We start from the raw sequence: 21,576 nt of genomic DNA, 5'->3' as shown, positions 1-21,576 counted from the left end.
ATACCCAAGGAAAGACCGCATGACTATTTCAACTTCGCCAAAAAGCGAAGCGACTCCCTCCGCGTCAAATAGCCTGCACGACGCGTTCTTCAAAAGCACCCTACCTGAGTGGCTGACAAAAGCCACGCCACAGCAACGCGAGGCGCTCAAGGCCGCTCCCGTAACATTGCCCGACGGCTACCTACGGGCCTCCGCGGCGCAACGCAAGCCCGTGCATGACAGCATTACGGCCAGCGCGACCGCTCAAGCCCGCCTGGCTGAGGCAATATCCACCTTCAAGGAAATCGATGCATTCGCCAAACCCTTGCTGGTCACGGCGCTCAAGGACCAGTTCAACGTAGAGCTTGAGGTCGACAGCACTTACATCCGTCTGCTTCAACCGCTGGAAATCGGCATCTTCGGTATCGATGTGAGTAGCTTCGAGGTGCTGAAGCTGCCGCTGCTCGACGCCGCCCTGCACAACTTCGAAGCGTCGGAATGCGAGGTCGGCGCCTTTCATGCCGCATCCGGCTTCATGGTCGAGCATGCAGGTGAACTCATACCGCTTGCGACATCGCTGACCGTACCGCAATTTACCGGGCTGTGTCGCTCTTTGGATATCGGCGCGCAGTACCAGACGTACCTCAAAAACTTTTTCAAGCCCGCCGATGCCGTCGCCCTGGCGGCATTGCGCGAGCCCTTTATCGACGCACACAAAACGGCCCTGCGCGCCGCCGCCGAAATGGCCTTGCTGAACAAGGACATCCTGCCCCAGGATCATCGGATGATTCTCTCGGTCATCAATGGCGAGCTGACACCCTCTGTGGATGGCCGGCCTGTGTGGTTCCGCGACCTGACGCTAATGGGCCACCGCATGATCGGCTGCATAGTGTTCGTGATCAGCGACAAGTACCGCTACACCGATGACTCCATCATCTATATCCCCAACGACCCATACCATCCGCTCAAACGCTACACGGACGCCGAACGCATCGCATTGTTCAAGAAGCGCCTGGTCACACCCGATCCGACACCGTCCGCAGGCGACCTGCCCACCCAGGACCAACGCTTTTTCAGCCAGTTCGTGACCTACACCGAACGCCCGAATTACTTTGGGCGGTTCACAAAAGACGCGCCATCGGGCAGCTTCAGTGAGGCGCTCAAACCCTACGGGTCGATAATCAACGACCTGGTGCGCGGTGCATTCACCTTCGCAGGGTTCAAAAAATTGCCGCCCGCGGCACCCCGCCCCCAGGTGCCGTTGCGTGATATCGACCCCGCCCCCGGTGGCGTGGCGCGCAAAGGCCATGGAATGTGGGCGGCCAACGTCGACCTGTGGGCCTACCTGTTCGACCAGCACCGCGACAAGCTCCTCGACGATGCCCGCGCCCATGCCGTGCCCACCGCGCAGGTGGATGCCCAGGTACGCTCACGCAAATTCTCGGCATTGCTCAATATCGGCCTACTGCTGCTGACCGGCGTCTCGATGCTGGTGCCGGGGCTGGGCGAGGCCATGCTCGTATTGATGGGCGCCCAACTGTTATACACGGCGTTCGAAGGGGCCATAGAGTGGAGCGAGGGCGACCGCAAGGCGGCCAAGGCCCATCTAGTGGACGTGGCCGAAAACCTGGTGCTGATCGGCGTGATGGCCGGTGCCGGCAAAGGCTTCGGCAAACTGCTGGCCGTGCCGGCTGAACCGGTGGTCGAGGGCTTGCACCCGGTCGTGCTGCCCAACGGAGAAACCCGCCTGTGGAAACCCGACCTCAAAGGCTATGAAAGCGATGTCAGCCTGGCCGCCGATGCCCGCCCTGATCCTCTGGGGCGCTATGAAGTCGACGGCAAGACCTATATCCGTCAGGACGGCAAGGTTTATCAAATAAGCCAGGATACCGCGAGCAACGCCTGGCGCATCCAACACCCCAGCAATCCCGAGGCCTATCAACCGCTGCTGCGGCATAACGGACAAGGCGCATGGCGCCATACCCTGGAACGTCCCCTGACGTGGGACCGCCTGACCCTGCTGCGACGCCTGGGGCATGCCACCGAGCCGTATTCCGACGAGCAACTGCTCAAGATCGCGGATATCAGCGGTATCAGCGACAACACCCTGCGCAAAGTTCACTTGGATAACCAACCGCTCCCCGCCGACCTGGCGAATGCCATTCGCCTGTTCGACGCCGACCAGGGTGTCGACGCAGTAATCGTCCAGGTACAGAGCGGCCAAGCCATCGACTCGCGATACCTTTACTGCCTGCCGTTGATCACCGAGCTGCCACGCTGGCCAAGGGGTCGGGTGCTGGACGTGTTCGACGCACCGGACCTGACGGGAACCCCTGTACGCTACGGCGCCGAGCGGCTGGCGGCAGGCGATCCTGTCAAGGAGCCCATCCGCGTGAACCGCGAGGAGGTTCTGGCCGATGGCTTGCCGGCACGTATCCTTGATGCGCTGGATGAGGCCGAGGTTAACCGCCTGCTTGGCGGTGAAGGCGCTCGCGTCCGAGAGGCCCGGCCCGATGAATTCAAGAAACAGCTCAGCGACTTCGCCCAGACCCGCCGGTCGGCTATTTTTGAACGTCTCTATGAAGGCGCCCAAGCCCAGGACCCGCGTGTCGCGCAATTGCGCAAGGCCTCGCCGGGGCTTAGCCAGGCTGCGGCCAATGAGATCCTGGCCCATACGCCTGAGGAAACCCTCGCCCGCCTTGAAAGCACGGGCACCGTGCCCTTGGCCATGCGCGAAGAAGCCCACTGGTATGCGCGGCAGGAACGCCAGACCCGTGCCTTTGCCGGGCTGTACAGTGAACACGTTGCAACCACCGACACCAAGCGCCTGGCCTTGCACGCGTTGCAGCAATTACCCGGTTGGTCGGACACTGTGCGCCTGGAAATACGCAGGGACAGTATCGACGGGGCACTGATCGATGCCATCGGCGATGAAAGCAGCACTGTGCGTAAATACCTGGTCAAGGACGGCCCGACCTACCAGGCGTTCAATGAACGCGGTGAACCCCTCAACAGTCGACCCCGGTATGGCGACAACTTCTATGCCTCCGTGCTTCACGCCTTGCCTGACGAAGCCCGGCAGGCCCTGGGGATCCCTCACGTAAGCCAGCAGGCTCAATTGCGCGAGGCGATCATCCGCAGCGCCAAAGAAAATGCGCACCTGGCCCCCCAGTGGGTCGAGCAGGCCCCACTGCGCCCCATGCCGCCTTCGCGCGCGAGAACCCACCAGATAGGGTACGCCTTCAGTGGGCGCGGGCGAGGCCTGGCGCCGTCCCTGGAATCCAGGGCGCGGGATGTGTACCACGGGCTGACCCCGAAAAAGGCCAAGGCGTTTATCCGGCGCTTGAAAGCCGCCGGAAAAACCGACAACCAGATTTACGACCTGTTGCAGCAACGCCGACGCGAGTGGGAAGACCTGGAAGCCACACTGGAGCGCTGGGTCAATGAAGGGTCAGTCGACAGAAGAGCAACCGCCGATGCATTGAAGCGCTGCTGGCAAAACGGCCCCCTGGCCGAGAATAACAAGGCCTTTACCTACTTCTACCTCCCGGCCGACGGACCTCTGCCCTTCATCGCGATAGATTTCCCCCACGTGCGTAAGCTGAGTGCCTGGCATCTTACGGTCGAACAACTGTCCAACCTCTTCCCCAACCTGGAAAACCTCAAGATCTCGGTACGAGAGGAGCATGCCGGAGACCTGCTGCTGAAACTCAAACAAACGCCGAAGATCAACCACTTGGAGCTCAGCGTAAAACTCACGCCCCAGGTGTTGAACGGCTTGGGTGAGCTCACTCACTTGGTTGAGTTGAAAGTGAACGATGATGGGTATGGCTCACAAATGCAGCCAACCCTGGACGTCAGCCCCCTGCGCCAACTGCGCCGCCTGGAAATAAACTCGCCGCGGATGCTCTTCTGGCCGACAGGGGTATTCCAACTTCCGCGCCTGACCCGTCTGAACCTGTACCGAACCGGCATCAGAACGGCGCCTTCGGAGTTGCTGACCAGCAGCAACCGGTTCGTGAAGGCACTGTCGCTGGACTGGAGGAAATACCCGCTCGACCAATTCAGGCTGGCCTACAACAATTTCATAAGGCGACCGCACATCGTCGACCTGGAAAGCATGGTCCAGGACTTCTGCACCGGGGAATTGGATCGAATGTCCCACGAGACGGGTTATCACAACAGTAACGAAATCAGCAGAAACTTCGCCACGCAATGGTCAACGCATCAGGCACGCTTCCAAGCGATTGAGGCCCTCAGCGAACAGTACAACACACTCAGCACGTATCTGGAGGCGTGGTCCCAGGCCGACGCTGGCACCCCCGTCAGCATGAAGACACAAACAATGAACTCCCTGAAGGGCTTATGGGGCGCAGGGGCGCTTGAACGCTACTCACAAAATCAACTGCAGAGTACGCCCCGCGTGCGCCATTTGACGTTGAGAGACCTGCCGGCCACGGCGCTACCAGACTTGCCGGCCAACAACTTCAATCATGTGACCGATGTGCGCTTGAGTGGCCTGAATAACCTGCGCGCGCCCATAGAACAAGTCCGCGGTTTTATCGCCGCGTTCCCGCAGTTGAATATCTTGCAGCTGGACAATTGCAACCTTGCCGAAATGCCGTTTTCTGCCCAGCAGCAACGCGGGCTTCAGCATCTTTCGCTGAAAAACAATCCGCTGACAACCGCAGACGTTACAGGCCTGTCGGACCTGCGCAGCCTGAACCTGGGAGGCACCCATTTGGAACAGGTACCTACCGGCGTCGAGACACTGGAGCAGCTCCACTCATTGGACCTGCGCAACACCCGGATCACCACGTTGCCGCAAGCCTTGCTGGACCGCGAGGCATTACTCTTTGATATCAAGGTTGAAGGTGCACCATTGAGCTCGACCAGCGAAGCCGCTCTGAACGCTGCCAGGGCGCAGGTTGAACAGAACCGGAGCTTGCCTGCCAACAGTCTCAAGCGCCTGGCCGATGGCGTGCAAGACCACTTTCCTCCCTCCGAAAGCATCGCTTCAGTGGTCGGCCGGTCGCTATTGAAGCTGCCAATCCCCGAGACGGCCCCGGGCTCTGCGCCCCTGACTCAACGCCTGCAACGCCTGCTGCCGCCGCTGGAGACACCGTCAGTGGATCAGTGGCTGGAGCGAATGCGCGGCGAAGGCCTCAGTGATCTGCAGATCCATGCCCGCATCGATGGCTGGAACCTCACGCAGGAAACGCTGATCCATCAGCTCAATGCTTGGTTCATGGCACGCCTCCCCTCGGCAGATATCGATCTTCTCCCCGCAGCCTTCAATCACAGTCGCGTCATTGAGAATATTCTGCAGTGCTGGCGCCGCGGATTGATGGCGGACAGCGCAGGCCAGACCCTCACCTTAACTGGCCTGCGCGTAGGAGACCTGCCGACCCTGACCGGGGATTTCTCGCATGTGCGCAACCTCGACCTGTCCGGAGTTATGATCACCGCGTCAGGAGCCAACGGGTTCCTGGACAGTTTCAGTGGACTGCATTCGCTGTTGCTGGTCGACAATGGGCTTCAACGCTTGCCCATGGCACTGGAACGCATGCGCGACCTGCGCGACCTGGACTTGGCGTACAACCTGTTCCACGACGAGCAGACACTGCACAGCACCCTCAGCGAGCTCCGGCATCTACAACAGTTGAACCTGAACAATAACGCCCTGACCAGCTACGGCATCGACAGTACCTCGCCACTTCGGATTTTGAACCTACGCAGCAATCGCCTGACCGATTGGCCCCAGGGCACTCTGGAGTCGAACCGCCTGCGCCAACTCGACATCGGCTCGAACCTCATCACATCGATCCCGCTCGAGGCGCTGGACGGTAGCCACGATAACCTGATGGCGGGGACCGATATCTCAAACACCCCCACTCTGTCCGAACAAAGCTTGAGCGCACTGCTCGCTTACGGCGACCGCACGGGAAGCGCCCGCGCCCTTGGCATGACCCGTCACGAAATCGCCGTGGCGCTGCGCCTTGAATTGCCGCACATCGCAGGCGTCGATCAAGTCGCACCAGTGCCCTCGACGGACAGTCGCCTACTTGCCCCCTGGATCAGTGAGCTGGGAGCGCTCCAACAGGATCGCTTCCGGGAGATGTGGGCTCAATTATTGGCTGAACCCGACAACGCAGAATTCTTCGACTTGCTCAAGAGCCTGCAAAACACCGATGAGTTCAGGTACGCACGCGTCGATCTGGCGCAGCAAGTACGCACGGTGCTGGAAGCCGCCGCCGGTAACACGGAATTGCGTCAGACCCTGTTCGGCCTGTCTGCCAGCCATGGCACCTGTGGGGATGGAAGGTTGCTCACGTTCAGCGGGCTGAGGGTCAAGGTCTACGAGCAACAGACACTGATGAGCATCGACCCCACCCGCCTGGATTTGAAAGGCGACGCCCTGTTGAAGCTATCCCGCCAGTTGTACCGCCTGGATAAAACCGAAGAGCTGGCGATGGCGTTCATCAAGCAAGCCAGTGGCATGGTGGACCAGGCCGAAGTCCGGTTGCGCTACCGCATCGGCCTGCGCGCTGGCTGGAAAGACAAACTGCTGCTACCTGGGCAACCCACACGCATGATGTACGACCGTCCGATCAGTGGCGAGACACTGGTCAAGGCGCGCCAGTGGATTCTGGAACAGGAACATAGCGATGTCTTTTATGAAAACCTGATCACCCGGGATTACTGGCTGGACTACCTAGGGCAAAAATACCCCGTAGAACTCGAAACCCTGGAGAGTGAGGCCGACCGCAAACACCAGGCCCTGGAAGACGCCCATGAAACAATGGACGAGGACTACCAAAAGGCCGTGAATATGCTGGAGATTGATCGCCAGACGGAACGCAACCTCAAACTGCTGGACCTGTCACGTCGGGAGGTCGCCGAGTTGACGCCGCCTGGCGACGACAGCCCGCAACCCGGCCCCTCCAGAAACATGACAGGCGACCGTGCGCCATAACGGTCGCCCTGGCGTTCAACCCCTTAGAAGTTCTCGCGGGGGTTGAACGCCGCTTTTTGCGCCAGCTCCTGCCACAAAGCCTTGACCGCCTCATCGTCCGACTTGGGCATCACGGCCTTGAGCTGCACGAACAGATAGCCACGTTGCCCGGCCTTGTTCAGCAGGCCGTGGCCCTTGGCACGCATGCGCTGGCCGTTCTGGCTGTTGGCGGGGACCTTGAGGTTGATCTTGCCGGTCAGCGTCGGCACCGCCACTTCCGTGCCCAGCGCCAATTCCCACGGCGCCAGCGGCAGGTTGATGATCAGGTTTTCGCCATCCACTTCAAACCTGGGGTGTGGCGCGAACTTGATGATCAGGTACAGGTCGCCATTGGCCCCGCCGCCAATGCCCGGCGCGCCCTGGCCCTTGAGCCGGATGCGCTCGCCGTCGGTCACGCCGGCGGGAATCTTCACGTTCAGGCTCTTGGTGGTGTTGCTGACATGCCGGCCCGAGGCGTCGTACTGCGGCACCTGGAAGCTGATCTGCTTGGATTCGGTGGACAGGGTCTCCTCGAGGAACACCGACAGCTGCATCTCCACGTCCTGGCCTTTACGCCCGGCAGGACGGCGTTGGCCGCCACCAAAGGCGTCGCCACGGGAGCCGAAGATCGAGCTGAAGAAGTCCGAGAAATCCTCACCGCCACCGCCGCCACCAAAGCCGCCACGGCTCTGCCAGCCCGGTGGTCCCTGGAACGGTTGGCCATGCTGGCCGTATTTGCGCAGCTCGTCGTATTCGGCGCGCTTGTCGGCACTCTTGAGCGCCTCATAGGCTTCGGACGCGTCCTTGAACTTGGCTTCGGCGTCTTTTTCCTTGCTCACGTCGGGGTGATATTTGCGTGCGAGCTTGCGATAGGCCGCCTTGATTTCCTTATCGTCGGCCGTCGGCTCTACGCCCAATATCTTGTAATAGTCTTTGAAATCCATCGGCGGTTCACCATCCTTAATCGAGATCGCACAGCCCGGGGCACAACGTGCGCTGCATTGCACTTGTTGAGTGATGTGGCCTGGGGATGCGTCAAAGTGTTATCGGCACTTGCCGTATGCAGCAGATGTGGGGGCGAATACCCAACTTTCAAGCACGATTTAGCGGATAGTCGGCCTACGCATCCGCCTTCGACTGGCATACACTGCGCGGCCGTTTTTCAACCGGAACCCGATAGACATGAAAAACCCATCCCCAGCCCGTGCCTGCGGCATCGACTTTGGCACGTCCAACTCCACCGTCGGCTGGATCCGCCCCGGCGAGGAGACGCTCATCGCGCTGGAGGACGACAAGATCACGTTGCCGTCGGTGGTGTTCTTCAACTTCGAGGAGCGCCGCCCCGTGTACGGTCGCCTGGCCCTGCACGAATACCTGGAAAACTACGAAGGCCGGCTGATGCGCTCGCTCAAGAGCCTGCTGGGTTCCAAGCTGATCAAGCACGATACCAGCGTGCTCGGCACCGCAATGCCGTTCACCGACCTGCTGGCGCTGTTTATCGGCCAACTCAAGAGCCGTGCCGAAGCCAACGCCGGGCGCGAGTTCGAAGAAGTGGTGCTGGGTCGCCCGGTGTTTTTCGTCGATGACGACCCGATGGCCGACCAGGAAGCCGAGAACACCCTGGTCGACGTGGCGCGCAAGATCGGCTTCAAGGACATCTCGTTCCAGTACGAGCCGATTGCGGCGGCGTTTGACTACGAGTCCACCATCGAGAAAGAAGAATTGGTGCTGATCGTCGACATCGGCGGCGGTACGTCCGACTTCTCTCTGGTGCGCCTGTCGCCGGACCGCCGCCACAACGACAACCGCCAGAGCGACATCCTCGCCACCGGCGGTGTACACATCGGCGGCACCGACTTCGACAAACAGCTCTCGCTGAACGGCATGATGCCGTTGTTCGGCTACGGCAGCCGCATGAAAAGCGGCGCCTACATGCCCACCAGCCACCACATGAACCTGGCCACCTGGCACACCATCAACTCGGTGTACTCGCAAAAATCCCAGCTGGCCCTGGGCAGCATGCGCTACGACATCGAAGACACTGGCGGCATCGACCGCCTGTTCAAGCTGATCGAACAGCGCGCCGGGCACTGGCTGGCCATGGAAGTGGAAGAAACCAAGATCCAGTTGACCCACGAAGACAGCCGTCATGTGGCGCTGGACCGCATCGAAGCCGGTCTGAGTGTGGACCTGAGCCGGGCACTGTTCGAGTCGTCCATCGACACGTTACTTGAGCGCGTGCGCAACAGCGTCACGCAGTTGCTCAACGATGCGTCGGTGAGCGTGGCCCAGGTGGACACCGTGTTCTTTACCGGTGGTTCCAGCGGGATTCCGGCACTGCGCCACAGCATCTCGGCGATGTTGCCGAATGCACGGCATGTGGAAGGCAATATCTTCGGCAGTATCGGCAGTGGCCTGGCGATCGAAGCAAGCAAGCGCTACGGCAGCTGAGTTTTATCTGAAACGCTGCGTCGCGCCCATCGGGGCAAGCCCCCTCCCACCTTTGAATGTGTTCACAGATCAAAATGTGGGAGGGGGCGTGCCCCCGATGGGCCAGACCGGCCAATACAAGGCCTAAACCATCCCACCGAGCTTCAGCTCACTCTTCAAATACGCGTAGTAAATCGGCCCTGCGACCACCCCCGGCAAGCCAAACGCGGCCTCAAACACCAGCATCGCCAACAGCAACTCCCACGACTTGGCACTGATCTGCCCGCCCACGATCCGCGCGTTGAGGAAGTACTCGACCTTGTGGATCACGATCAGGTAACCCAACGCCGCCACCGCCACCCAGATCGACAGCGACAGCGCGACGATGGTGATCAGGGTGTTGGACATCAGGTTGCCGATCACCGGCAGCAGGCCGAGCAGGAAGGTCAGCACGATCAGGGTCTTGGTCAGCGGCAGGTGGATACCACACAGCGGCAGTACCACGGCGAGGAACACGGCGGTGAAGGCGGTGTTGAGCGCGGCGATTTTGATCTGGGCGAAGACAATGTTGCGAAACGCCTGGACCAGCAAGTGCAGGCGGTCGAACAGCGCGGCGGCCAGGGGTTTGCGTTTGGTCAGGTCGGGCACGCGCTGCAGGGCGATGATCGCGCCGAGCACCATGCCGATCAGCAAGGTGACGAACATGTGGGCGGCGTCTTTGCCCACCAGTTGCAGTTCGCTGAGGTGCTTGCTCAGCCAGTCACCGATGGCCACGCGGAACTCGGCAGCGCTGGCGGGCAGGTAGGCGTCGAGGAACGGCGGCAACTGGCCGCGTGCGCGGTCGACCACGCCCATGAATTTGTCGAGGGACGCCCCGGGGTTTTCCGCTTCGTGGAGCAGGAAGCTGATGGCGCCGGCAAAGATCAGCGCCAGCACGCTGACGATCAGGGTGCCGAGCAACGCCACCGCCAGCCAGCGCGCACGCCGGCCTTCGATCAGCCGTTGCAGTTGAGGGGTGAGCATGTTGACCAGTTCATAGACCAACAGGCCGGCCAGCAGGCTGGGCAGCAATTTGAGCGGCAGCACCAGCAGCAACCCGCCAAAAATGATGATGTAGCTGGCCAGCAATAGCACGTGACGCTGAGAAAACGTTGGCATACAGCCTCAAAACGAACGGCGTTAAAGGATGGGCAGTCTGCCAGCCTTGAGGGAATCAAGCGAGTGGGTCGATTATGAATGCGATCAAGTGTGGGAGCCGGGCTTGCCCGCGATGGCCTCGCCGCGGTGTAGCAGACAGAGCAAGGCGCCTGTATCGCGGGCAAGCCCGGCTCCCACCGTTGATCTGCGGCGTTCGCGAAAGAGTGATCAGCCTTTGAGACAGGTGCTCATAAAGGTTTTACGCGCATCGCCGGTCAGCGCCTTGGTTTTCGCCGACGCATTGCAATCCTTCATCTTCTGCTGCTGCGGTGTCAGGGTCTTGGCATCATTGGCCGCCGGGGCGGACAGGCAGGTCTTCATGAACGCCTTGCGCTCGTCGCCCTTGAGCGTCTTGGTGGTGGCTTCGGCGTTGCAGGTGGTCATTTTGTTTTGCTGGGCGGTGGCGGCAAAGCCTTGGGAACACAACAGCAAGCCCATCATCAACAGCGGAATACGCAGCATCTTCATGGAGTTTTCTCCCTGTTACCGCGCCGACGGGCACGGCCTACCGAGCAGTGTAGTCAAAGCCTGTTACATCTTCACCGACTACGAATATGGGCACGCCGGTACTGCTCGGGGGTACATCCCGCCTGGCGCTGGAACATGGCGATAAACGCCGAGGCGGTACTGTAGCCCAGGTCAAACGCCACATGTTGCACGCTGCGCTCGCTGTCGAGAGCCTCGATGGCGGCCAGGTAACGCAGGCGCTGGCGCCATTCGCCGAAGCTCATGCCCAGCTCCCGTATGAACTGACGTGCCAGGGTGCGCTCGCTCACGTGCACCTGTTCGGCCCAGTGCGCCAGCGGCCGGTTGTCGCCGGGATCAGCCTGCATGCCTTCCAGTACGCCGAGCAGCCCTGGGTGACGGGCGTAGGGCAGGAAGCACTCGTGGATCGGCGCCTGCTTGAGTTGGTCAACCAGCACCTGGGCCAGGCGGACGTCGGACTCGGTCTGCGGCATGTTCACGTCGCGCTGGGCGAAGTCACTGAGGATGGCCTTGAGGATATCGCTGATGGCCAGGGTGCACGGCTGCCGGGGCAATTGCTCGCAGAGTTCCGGGGCCAGCCCCACCGAGTGATAGACGATTGCCTCGGCGTTGTAGGAACTGTGCTCGGTATGCGGCGGCACCCACACGGCGTACTGCGGCGGTGACATGAAGCGGCTGCCGGCCACTTCCATGCGCATCACGCCACTGGCGGAGTAATCCAGCGAACCCCAGAAATGCTGGTGCGGCGTGCACTCGGTGTCGGGGGCGAAATCCGAATAGCGGAAATACACCGGACTCGGCAGTTGGGGGAAATCCTGGAGGCGTACGTTGTGCTTGGCCATGTTGTCTGGATACAGCGGTGGGTTGTCTGGATCGCAGTATAGGCTTCGATCCAGACAATGGATAATCCTGCCTCACCTATACACCGGGCTCCTTTCGATGCAATACGCTTATCCCTTGCTGGCCATTTTTATCTGGGCCGGCAACACCGTCGTCAACAAACTGGCCGTGGGTTCGATCTTCCCGGCGGAGATTGGCTTCTATCGCTGGCTGCTGGCGGCACTGCTGTTTACGCCATTCATGCTCAAGCCGGTGATTGCCCACTGGGCGCAGATCCGCCCGAACCTGGGCAAAGTGTTCATCCTTGGTGTGCTGGGCATGGCGGTGTACCAGAGCCTGGCCTACTACGCCGCGTCGCTCACCACGGCGACCAACATGGGCATCATCCTGTCCCTGATGCCGTTGATGGCGCTGGCGGCGGCGATCATCAGCCTCGGCCAACGCCTGACCTACGGCGCGCTGACCGGTGCGGTGCTGTCATTCGCCGGCGTGGTCGTGGTGGTGTCCGCCGGCAGCCTCGGCGCACTGCTGCAACATGGGGTCAACCTGGGTGACGGCATGATGCTGGTCGCCACCCTGGCCTATGCGGTCTACAGCACCCTGCTGAAGAAATGGCAACTGCGCCTGCCCCCGCTGGTGCTGCTGTATCTTCAGGTGCTGGTGGCGGTGGTGGTGCTGTTTCCGCTGTTCCTGTTCTCGGCCAAGGCCGGCCTGGGCTGGGCCAACATTCCGCTGGTGTTGTATGCATGCCTGTTGGCTTCGATGCTGGCACCGCTGGCCTGGATGCACTCGGTGAAAACCCTGGGCCCGAGCCGCACCACGTTGTTTTTCAACCTGCTGCCGTTGATCACCGCGCTGATCGCCGCCGTGGTGTTGAAAGAAGAACTGGCGCCGTACCACCTGGTGGGCGGCCTGCTGACCTTGGGCGGGGTGATCTTGTCGGAGCGCTGGACCACCCCAGTGCGTTAAACCCCGGCCGCCTTCAAGCGCCGGGCATGCTCGACAAATAGCCGGATCGGCTCCGCGCCCTTGCCCACCAGGCCCAGGGACTGGTTGACGATATCGAAGTGGTCCAGCGCGTAGTCATCACCGATCACCAACCCCAGGTGTGAGCTATAGCGCCCGACCATGCCGTCGCACTGGCCTTTTTCCCGCACGAAGCTGCGGGCGAACAAACGGCAACTGCGGTTCGTGCCGTCGAACAGGTTGCGGCCACGGTCAGTGATGCCCGGCTGCAAGGTGCCGGACCACGAGTAATAGCGCACGCCGTTGACCTCTTCGGCACCCTGCCCGCCCCAGGTCTGCGGCAACCCCTGCGGGTATTGCTGGTTGAACAACGCCACGCCGGCACTGGTCAGTGAGTGATGGGACGCCTGCAAATCTGCCTTGAAGCGTGGCCCGCGATAGCCGGTTTCCAGCACGCCCATCACCCAGGCGGCCAGGTGAAACAGCGCGCTCATGATTCGGCCCTTCACGCCGTCAGCGGGGTAATGCAGGTGGATATGGTCCGCCAGCTCCGAGCCATGATTGGGGCCTGCCACGGAGGTCACAGAGGCGACCCACTCAGGGCGCTTGGCCGCCGCATACCGCGCAGTGAGCGAGCCCTGGCTGTGGCCGATCAGGTTGACCTTGTCGGCACCGGTTTCGCGGCAAATGCGTTCGATCTGCAGCAACAGTTGCTCGCCACGCACCTCGCTGGAATCCAGCGGCGCCACCTGCACGGGAAACACTTGCGCCCCGCCCGCCCGCAATGCCGGGACGATGCCGTACCAGTAAGGGAACCAGCCCAGGCGCACGAAACCGAGCATGCCGGGTACCAACACCAGGGGGTAACGCGTGGCCAACGACTGCGGCATGAACCGGGCATCCTCTCAATCCGATCCATCCAGCCTAGCCCAGCCTCAAGTCGGGCTTGTGACGTTGCCGGTAAATCTAATAAAACTTTTTGCTCCTCCCAGGACTCACAACTTGGAGCGATCACGCCGGCAGAGCGTGGCGCAAAACCGGATTAGCCCCAGGAGATAGAGATGACCGAAGCAAACTTGACTGACGTTGCGACCCTGCGCAGCCGCGCCCGCCAGAACGTCGAAAACGGTGCCGTGACCGAGGGCTATGACGCCGACCGCGAAGAAATCATCCGCCTGCTCAACGCGTCGCTGGCCACCGAGCTGGTCTGCGTGTTGCGCTACAAGCGTCATTACTTCATGGCCAGCGGCATCAAGGCCGCCGTCGCTGCGCAGGAATTCCTCGAACACGCCACCCAGGAAGCCGAACACGCCGACAAACTTGCCGAACGCATCGTGCAGTTGGGCGGCGAGCCGGAGTTCAACCCGGACCTGCTGTCGAAGAACTCCCATGCGCAATACGTGGCCGGCAAGGACCTCAAGGAGATGGTCTACGAAGACCTGGTCGCCGAGCGGATCGCCGTGGACAGCTACCGCGAAATCATCCAGTACATCGGTGATAAGGACCCGACCACCCGCCGCCTGTTCGAAGAGATCCTGGCCCAGGAAGAAGAGCATGCGGACGACATGGCGGATATTCTCGAAAGCCTGTAACCCAGCAGAACGCAATACCCATGTGGGAGGGGGCTTGCCCCCGATAGCGGTGGATCAGTCAATTGAGATATCGACTGATATGCCGCCATCGGGGGCAAGCCCCCTCCCACATTTGCAGTTAGCCTTTCACGGTTTTTGGCGCCTTGCCTTCTTTCATCTGTTGCAGCAGCGGCGCGCACTCGTTCGGTTCCCCGCCACTGGGGGCAACCAGCGCCAGCAACCCGGCAGCCGGTCCGGCGATCACCCCCAGCGCCACCATGCCTGCGCCACGCAGTGCCAACGGAATGGCCTTCACACCCGCATTCGGCTTGATGAACGGCCCGTTCACATACAGCGGTGAACGCAGGGAGAACAGGCGGAAGCCTTTCGATTCCGGGGTAATGGTCAAGTCCAGTTGCTCGGTGGCCATATTCGCCGTGCCATCGATATAGATGATCGCGTTCTCGGTATCGAACACAAACAGGCGAGTGGTCGCCAGGCCGGTCTTGATGCCGAAGTTCGCCGCGGCACAGTTGATCTTCACTTCTTTATCGCCGAACAGGCGGCCGACCACGTAGTTGCCCACATTGAGCCCGGCGATTTCCATCAGGCCACGGCTGATCGCGCCGTCGTTGATGAGCATCTTCAGGTCACCGTTGGAGGTGCCCAGCAATGCCGCCACCGAGTTGCCGCGCCCGGAAATATCGGCATCGCCATTGAGTTCACCGAAGCTGGTCTTCATCGGTTCGAAGGTCGGGAACAGTTGTTTGAGCTTGAAGTTGCGCGCAGTGAGTTTGGCGCGGCCTTCCATCGGCGTGGTGCGGCCATTCAGGCGAATCTGCGCATCCAGCTTGCCGCCGGCCACGCCGAAACGCAGGGGTTCGAGGCTCAGTTCGCCGTCATTCAGCACCAGGTGGGTGTAGAGATCGGTGAACGGCAGATCGGCACTGTGCACGATGCGTTTTCCGGTGAATTCCACATCGGCATCCATCACGCGCCAGCGCTCGGTGCGGAATTCTTCCACCGGCAACACTTTGGTCGCCGGTTGCTTGCTGTCGCCACCACGGGCTTTTTGCTTGGCGTTGGAGTCGGCGCCGATCAGGGGCGCAAGGTCGGTCATCAGCAGTTGGTTGGACACCAGCGTGCCACTGAGCTTGGGCCGTGGCTGGCTGGCGACGTAGGCGAGGCTGCCGTGGATGTCGCTGTTGCCGATCTTGCCGTTGAAGTTTTCATAGCTGAACGAGGCACCGGTGGGCTCGTGCAGCTTGGCGATCAGGTGGCCATCGGTGGAATAGGCCGGTGAATCCGGCAGGGTCACGCCGGTCAGCGGGTACAGGTTGCCCAGGCTGGAACCGGCGAGTTTCAGGCGCAGGTCGAGGGCGCCCAGATTCAGTGGGTCCGTGAGGGTGCCGGCCAGGGCGATGCTGGTGTCGGCAATCTTGACCTGGGCTTGCAGCGGGAACGGCTTGGCCGCGTCCTGCAAGGCCAGCAGGCCGCCGATCTTGCCGCTGCCGTCGAGTTTCTGGCCGTGGTACTGGCCTTTGACCTTGAGGCCGAATGCATAGTCCTGAGGGGCCGAGCCTTTTTCCAGGGCTTTCTTGGCATCCGCGTCGCCGACGATTTCGCCGAAGGGAATGGGTTTGCCCAACGGATCGATGATCACATCCAGTTGAGACTTGAGGGTCTGGTCGTCGAGGGTCACGTGGCCTTTGTCGAAGCCGATGGCGCCGATATCCACCACCCAGTTGGAGGGCTCGGCGTTGGGGTCCTTGGGATCGAACGTGAAGGTCCAGTTGGCGCGACCGTCGGCCAGGCGCTGCAATTGCGCGCTGGGCTCAGTGAGGTCGATGCGCGGGATCACTACACGCTGCACCAGCAACGCCAGGGGCGAAATGCGCAGTTCCACCTTCTTGAGGGTGACCATCTGCGGGTTTTTCGACCAGTCAGGGTTGCCCAGAGTCAGGTCTTCGGCAATCACATGGGGCCACGGCACCCAGGCGCGCCAGCCGCCTTCATCGGGCTCGCGCGCCCACACCACCGCCAGGTTGCCATTGATGGCAAACGGTCGATGCAATTCTTCGGAGACCTTGGCATTGAGGGGGGGCTTGATGCGGTTCCAATCAAAGAACACCAGGACCAATACCACTATGGCGATTAACAGAACGAAGCTGGCGCAGCTCCAAGCGGCGATTTTACGCGTGCGCGTCATTGCACAGGACTCCTGAATACGACTGGCCGGATGACAGCCTTTAAGGACAGCTTATAGGACTACGACTGGCAAACCGCAGCGGGGTTTAACCCAATCGCAGATTTGCCAGGAAAAAGCTCATTTCCTGACCGACTCGACAGATTCCACCTGCGCCACCGCACCATTGTTACCCATGCGCGTGTCGAAAATACCCACACCGGTGCAAAACCGCGTGCTTGAGAGGCCCGTCCTAGAGCCTCCGGCCAGAACAATCAATTCTGTTGATTATTACCATTGTGTTTATGAACTTTTATATCGACTTATCGAGAGTAGCATTAGCCCTGTACCCACTTTATCGCCCTCCCAAGGAGCAACCCATCATGAAACGTCAAGTACTCGCTACCGTCCTGTTATCCATCCTGGCTTCCAGTGCCTTTGCCCTGCCAGCCGCCGAACAGGCCACCCCACAAGTCAAAGCCGACACCGCTCATTTCAGCCAGACCGTCGCTCGCAGCGGTTCGCAAGAAGAAGAGAACCGTGACTACGCCAAAGGCGCCGTTGCTGAGAATGGCTCGGAACAAGCCAACAAACGCGCCTACACCGAAGGCCTGACCGAAAACGGTCGCAACCGCCTGGAACAGAAAGGTCTGGTTGAAGGTGGCGCCGATCGCCTGCTGGAACGCAATGCTGTTGCCGAAGGTGGCCGTGATCGCCTTGAACAGAAAGGCCTGGTTGAAGGTGGTGCTGAACAAGCCAATGAACGTGCCTACACCCAGGGTATTGCCGAAGGCGGTGCTGACCGTCTGCAAGAACTGCATCAAGCACAGAGCTAACCCCGTGGTGGCCGAAAAAAAAGCCCGATCTGTCGATCGGGCTTTTGCTTTCCTGTAGATCGCGTCACGCCCTTCCCCTGCCAAGTTCGACGCCAACAGAACTGTTTTGCTAGAGTGCGTCGCTGTACTTGCCGACAAAGCCCGCTCGCCAATGCTGCCCCGCGCCGAACAGAAGCAACAGACACGCCTCGCCCTGATGGACGCAGCCCGCCATCTGATGGAGTGTGGCCGTGGGTTTGGCAGCCTGAGCCTGCGCGAAGTGGCGAAGACGGCCGGCATCGTGCCCACCGGTTTCTACCGTCATTTTGCCGATATGGACCAGCTTGGGCTCGTCCTGGTCAGCGAGGTGGGCCAGACCTTCCGCGCCACGATCCGCCTGGTGCGCCACAACGAGTTCGTGATGGGCGGCATTATCGATGCCTCCGTGCGGATCTTCCTGGATGTGGTCTCGGCCAACCGTTCGCAATTCCTGTTCCTGGCCCGTGAACAATACGGTGGCTGCCTGGCGGTGCGCCAAGCGATCGGCGCCTTGCGCGAAGACATCACCCGCGACCTGGCAGCCGACCTGACGCTGATGCCCAAGCTGCAGCATCTGGATGCCGAAGGTTTGCACGTGATGGCCGACCTGATCGTTAAAAGTGTATTCGCTACCCTGCCCGATATCATCGACCCGCCGGCCCAGGCCCTGCCTGACCACCTCACGCCCCAGGCAAAAATCACCCAGCAATTGCGCTTTATCTTTATCGGTTTGAAACACTGGCAAGGCCTGGGCAGCACCGAGTAACGTCATCATCCCGCTGAGTGGAAGCGCTTGGCCGTGGTGTAGTTCCTGTTCCAGTAGTTGTTGCTCAATGAATCGATGCGGATGCTCTTGCCGGTACGCGGCGAATGAATAAATTTGCCCTCGCCGATATACAGGCCCACATGGCTGACCTGGCCGCGCCCGTTGCCCTTGAAAAACACCGCATCGCCGGGCTTGAGCGCACTGCGCTTGATGGTCGGGGCCGTGGAGCGGTGCATCGCGACCGTCGTACGGGGTAGCTGGATATTGGCTTGGGTCTTGAACAGATAGACCAGGAAACTGCTGCAATCGAAGCCCTGGTCCGCCGAGGTGCCGCCCCATTTGTACGGCGTGCCCAGCAGTTCGTGGGCGCGGTCGATCACGTCATCGATGGATGCTTCTTTCAGTGAAGTGGAGAAAGAGGCGTGAGGCTGCAGATTGGCGGAGGCCGAAGACAGCATAAAAGTCAGGCTGACTATAAACAGGTAACAAAGTGATTTGAACATGATGAACGTCGCAGTGGATTAAACACGGCGCACAGACTAAAGATCTCGCAGGTAACTTGATGAACGCCAATTCCTTTGACCCTGTAGGGAAAATCTGAAAACACCCATCACAGTGCAACAGGCAACACTTCGCACCATATTGGCGCAATTCAGCCGAGCCTTTTCGCCCTATTTAGTGGCGCCACCCACACACCTACAGGCATTTCCTACACCCCAGTGAGGTTGGCAAGCCCCTTGCTCTAGCTGTTGCATCGCTCATAGCTGGAAGCTTCCTGATGCTGGTGATCCACCGCCGAATCGCCCCCCAAGCCCTCTGGGCCGCCGAGTTGCTGCTGAACTTCGAAGCTCGCAGCAAAAGCCGCCTGCGCTGTTTCAGTGCCGACGGTGAAGACGTAGGCCTTTTTCTGGAGCGCGGCCAGCCTCCGTTGCACGATGGCGAATTCCTGCAGGCTGAAGACGGACGCGTCGTACGTGTGCGCGCCCGGCCTGAACACCTCTTACACGTGACCTGCAGCAGTGCATTCGAACTGACCCGTGCGGCCTATCACCTGGGCAATCGCCACGTCGCGTTACAAGTAGGTGACGGCTGGTTGCGCCTGCTCGACGACTACGTGCTCAAGGCCATGCTCGAACAGTTGGGTGCGCAAACGCAAACCATCGAAGCGCCGTTTCAACCGGAGCATGGTGCCTATGGCGGCGGCCATCATCATTCGCGCCATGGCGATGAAGACTTCAATTACCCGCCCAAGCTGCATCAGTTCGGCGTGCGTCTATGAACCCAGCCTGGGCGCTGCTGCGTCTGGCCAGTCCGCAATTGCCGATTGGCGGATACAGCTATTCACAGGGCCTGGAAATGGCTGTCGAGAACGGTCGCGTCAACGATGCGGCCAGTGCACGCCGCTGGATCAGCGACCAGTTGCTGCTCAACCTCGCGCGTTTCGAGGCGCCGTTGCTGCTCGCCCATTGCCAGGCCGCCCAGGCGGCGGATTGGTCGCGCCTGGCACAGTTGTGTGAGGAACACCGCGCCAGCCGTGAGACACGCGAGCTGTATCAGGAAAGCCGGCAGATGGGCTACTCCCTGCAACAACTGCTCAATGGCCTGCCCGAGTTGGACGACGCGGCCCGCACCTTTCTTCAACAGTGCACCGAACCTCACCTCGCCCTGGGCTGGGCCCTGGCCGCCCGCGCCTGGCACATCAGCCCCGCCGATGCCCTCGCCGCGTGGCTGTGGAGCTGGCTGGAAAACCAATTGGCGGTGCTGATGAAAACCCTGCCGCTGGGCCAGCAAGCCGCCCAACGCCTGACCAGCGAACTGCTGCCGCTGTTGCAACAAGCCCAGCAGGACGCCAACCACATCGACCCTGATCATCTCGGCAGCGCCGCGTTTGGCCTGTCCCTGGCGTGCATGGCCCACGAGCGCCAATACAGCCGCCTGTTCCGTTCCTAGGAGACAACACACATGAACGCACAACCTCTACGCGTCGGCATCGGCGGCCCGGTGGGCTCCGGCAAGACCGCCCTGACCCTGGCCCTGTGCCTGGCGCTGCGCGATCGCTACAACCTGGCGGTGGTCACCAACGACATCTACACCCGCGAAGACGCCGACTTCCTGGTGCGCAACCAGGCCCTGGCGCCGGAACGCATCATCGGCGTGGAAACCGGCGGCTGCCCGCATACGGCGATCCGCGAAGACGCCTCGATCAACCTGGAAGCCGTGGACCAGCTCAATCGCCGCTTCCCCGGCCTGGACCTGATCCTGGTGGAATCCGGCGGCGACAACCTGTCGGCTACGTTCAGCCCGGAACTGTCGGACCTGACCATCTACGTGATCGACGTGTCCGCCGGCGACAAGCTGCCACGCAAGGGTGGGCCGGGCATCTGCAAGTCCGACCTGCTGGTGATCAACAAGATCGACCTGGCCCCGCTGGTCGGTGCCTCGCTGGAGCTGATGAACAGCGACACCACCCGCATGCGCAACGGTAAACCCTTTGTGTTCAGCAACCAGAAAACCGGCGTCGGCCTGGATGACATCGTCGCCTTCATCGAACGCCAAGGCCTGCTGACCGCCGCCTGATCAACCCATAAGGAACCTGTCCATGAACCTCAAGAAACTGCTGACCGCCGCCGCCCTGCTGCTGGCCCCTGCCCTGGCCTTCGCCCACCCGGGCCACGGCGACAACGGCCTGGTGGCCGGCATCAGCCATCCCCTGAGCGGCATCGATCACTTATTGGCCATGGTCGCCGTCGGCTTGTGGGCCGCCCAACAAAAAGGCGCCGCGCGCTGGGCACTGCCGTGCACTTTCGTGGGCACCATGCTGATTGGCGGCGTGCTGGGTTTTGAAGGGCTGGAGTTGCCGGCGCTGGAAAGCGGGATTGCCGCGTCGGTGCTGGCCCTGGGTCTGGCGGTCGCGCTGGCGGTGCGTCCGCCGCTGTTCGTGGCGGTCGGCGCGACGGCGTTGTTCGCGCTGTTCCATGGCGTGGCCCATGGCTTGGAGCTCCCGGACATGTCCAGCCCTTGGGCGTATGCGGCTGGTTTTGTCGGTGCAACGGCGGGGCTGCATGCTGCCGGTTACGCGGTCGTGCGCTTGCTGCCGGCTGCGGCGGCGCCGCTGGTACGGGTTGCAGGGGCGGCTTCGGCGGCGACCGGGGTCTGGCTGTTGGCAGGCTGATTTGCGGCGTATTTGACGGCCTCATAGGGGCAAGCCCCCTCCCACCTTTGGGGAGGGGGCCTGCCCCGATAGCGCTAGACCAGACACCACAGAACCCAAGCCTGCTACCATGCGCGCCTACACCCCTGCCGTGACG

At 61.2% G+C, this 21,576-nt stretch carries 17 protein-coding genes; 10 read left to right on the top strand and 7 right to left on the bottom strand.

The window, feature by feature from the left end:
• Nucleotides 1-19: 19 nt before the first annotated feature.
• Nucleotides 20-6,955: an NEL-type E3 ubiquitin ligase domain-containing protein gene (locus K5K89_RS03820; protein WP_222540881.1), complete on the top strand. Its 6,936-nt coding sequence runs from the start codon at nucleotides 20-22 to the stop codon at nucleotides 6,953-6,955.
• Nucleotides 6,956-6,978: 23 nt separating this feature from the next.
• On the opposite strand, the gene K5K89_RS03815 is transcribed toward K5K89_RS03820, so the two are convergent.
• Nucleotides 6,979-7,917: a DnaJ C-terminal domain-containing protein gene (locus K5K89_RS03815; protein ID WP_071491637.1), complete on the bottom strand. Its 939-nt coding sequence runs from the start codon at nucleotides 7,915-7,917 to the stop codon at nucleotides 6,979-6,981.
• 238 nt (nucleotides 7,918-8,155) lie between these two features.
• On the opposite strand from K5K89_RS03815, the gene K5K89_RS03810 reads away from it, so the two are divergent.
• Entirely contained in the window at nucleotides 8,156-9,424 is a 1,269-nt protein-coding gene (locus K5K89_RS03810; protein WP_071491638.1) for an Hsp70 family protein, read from the top strand.
• Between the two features lie 123 nt (nucleotides 9,425-9,547).
• Here the strand turns inward: K5K89_RS03810 and K5K89_RS03805 are convergent, their stop codons facing one another.
• From K5K89_RS03805 to K5K89_RS03795, 3 genes are all read right to left on the bottom strand, one after another.
• Nucleotides 9,548-10,561 (bottom strand): AI-2E family transporter, encoded by a 1,014-nt coding sequence (locus tag K5K89_RS03805; RefSeq protein ID WP_027607720.1) that lies wholly within the window; start codon nucleotides 10,559-10,561, stop codon nucleotides 9,548-9,550.
• Nucleotides 10,562-10,768: 207 nt separating this feature from the next.
• Nucleotides 10,769-11,068, bottom strand: a complete 300-nt coding sequence (locus tag K5K89_RS03800) for a PsiF family protein (RefSeq protein ID WP_017849707.1) — start codon at nucleotides 11,066-11,068, stop codon at nucleotides 10,769-10,771.
• Between the two features lie 71 nt (nucleotides 11,069-11,139).
• Nucleotides 11,140-11,928, bottom strand: coding sequence for an AraC family transcriptional regulator (locus tag K5K89_RS03795; RefSeq protein ID WP_092246685.1), 789 nt, complete (start codon nucleotides 11,926-11,928; stop codon nucleotides 11,140-11,142).
• 97 nt (nucleotides 11,929-12,025) lie between these two features.
• Between K5K89_RS03795 and K5K89_RS03790 the strand changes: the two genes are divergently transcribed.
• Complete coding sequence (locus K5K89_RS03790; RefSeq protein WP_071491640.1) at nucleotides 12,026-12,895, top strand: DMT family transporter; 870 nt, start codon at nucleotides 12,026-12,028, stop codon at nucleotides 12,893-12,895.
• Here the strand turns inward: K5K89_RS03790 and K5K89_RS03785 are convergent.
• On the bottom strand, nucleotides 12,892-13,782 hold the full coding sequence (locus K5K89_RS03785) for an esterase/lipase family protein (protein WP_222540880.1): 891 nt from the start codon (nucleotides 13,780-13,782) through the stop codon (nucleotides 12,892-12,894). The genes K5K89_RS03790 and K5K89_RS03785 overlap by 4 nt on opposite strands.
• A 171-nt stretch (nucleotides 13,783-13,953) precedes the next feature.
• Between K5K89_RS03785 and K5K89_RS03780 the strand changes: the two genes are divergently transcribed.
• Complete coding sequence (locus K5K89_RS03780; RefSeq protein ID WP_010213553.1) at nucleotides 13,954-14,484, top strand: bacterioferritin; 531 nt, start codon at nucleotides 13,954-13,956, stop codon at nucleotides 14,482-14,484.
• A gap of 118 nt (nucleotides 14,485-14,602) precedes the next feature.
• Here the strand turns inward: K5K89_RS03780 and K5K89_RS03775 are convergent, their stop codons facing one another.
• Nucleotides 14,603-16,672 carry an AsmA family protein gene (locus K5K89_RS03775; RefSeq protein ID WP_222540879.1) on the bottom strand — a complete coding sequence of 690 codons (2,070 nt, stop codon included), beginning with the start codon at nucleotides 16,670-16,672 and terminating at the stop codon, nucleotides 14,603-14,605.
• A 359-nt stretch (nucleotides 16,673-17,031) separates the two neighbouring features.
• On the opposite strand from K5K89_RS03775, the gene K5K89_RS03770 reads away from it, so the two are divergent.
• Together K5K89_RS03770 and K5K89_RS03765 are read left to right on the top strand one after the other, a co-directional pair.
• Nucleotides 17,032-17,484 carry a hypothetical protein gene (locus K5K89_RS03770; protein WP_222540878.1) on the top strand — a complete coding sequence of 151 codons (453 nt, stop codon included), beginning with the start codon at nucleotides 17,032-17,034 and terminating at the stop codon, nucleotides 17,482-17,484.
• Between the two features lie 151 nt (nucleotides 17,485-17,635).
• Nucleotides 17,636-18,268 carry a TetR family transcriptional regulator gene (locus tag K5K89_RS03765; RefSeq protein WP_058423535.1) on the top strand — a complete coding sequence of 211 codons (633 nt, stop codon included), beginning with the start codon at nucleotides 17,636-17,638 and terminating at the stop codon, nucleotides 18,266-18,268.
• 5 nt (nucleotides 18,269-18,273) lie between these two features.
• Here K5K89_RS03765 and K5K89_RS03760 read toward each other — a convergent pair whose 3' ends face one another.
• Nucleotides 18,274-18,771, bottom strand: a complete 498-nt coding sequence (locus tag K5K89_RS03760) for a C40 family peptidase (protein WP_222540877.1) — start codon at nucleotides 18,769-18,771, stop codon at nucleotides 18,274-18,276.
• 275 nt (nucleotides 18,772-19,046) lie between these two features.
• Here K5K89_RS03760 and ureE point away from each other — a divergent pair, with 275 nt between their 5' ends.
• From ureE to K5K89_RS03740, 4 genes are read left to right on the top strand one after another with little or no spacing between them, the layout of a single operon-like run.
• Nucleotides 19,047-19,547 carry an urease accessory protein UreE gene (gene ureE, locus K5K89_RS03755; protein WP_071491645.1) on the top strand — a complete coding sequence of 167 codons (501 nt, stop codon included), beginning with the start codon at nucleotides 19,047-19,049 and terminating at the stop codon, nucleotides 19,545-19,547.
• Entirely contained in the window at nucleotides 19,544-20,218 is a 675-nt protein-coding gene (locus K5K89_RS03750) for an urease accessory protein UreF (RefSeq protein WP_071491646.1), read from the top strand. The genes ureE and K5K89_RS03750 overlap by 4 nt, the downstream gene beginning before the upstream one ends.
• 12 nt (nucleotides 20,219-20,230) lie before the next feature.
• Complete coding sequence (gene ureG, locus K5K89_RS03745; RefSeq protein WP_071491647.1) at nucleotides 20,231-20,845, top strand: urease accessory protein UreG; 615 nt, start codon at nucleotides 20,231-20,233, stop codon at nucleotides 20,843-20,845.
• Nucleotides 20,846-20,867: 22 nt separating this feature from the next.
• Nucleotides 20,868-21,440, top strand: coding sequence for a HupE/UreJ family protein (locus K5K89_RS03740; RefSeq protein ID WP_222540876.1), 573 nt, complete (start codon nucleotides 20,868-20,870; stop codon nucleotides 21,438-21,440).
• Nucleotides 21,441-21,576 lie beyond the last annotated feature (136 nt).

It is taken from the genome of Pseudomonas sp. DR208 (genome assembly GCF_019823005.1).
GTDB lineage: Bacteria > Pseudomonadota > Gammaproteobacteria > Pseudomonadales > Pseudomonadaceae > Aquipseudomonas > Aquipseudomonas extremorientalis.
Note: the sequence above shows the minus strand (reverse complement) of the source record. Positions and strands in the feature narration are given on the sequence as shown.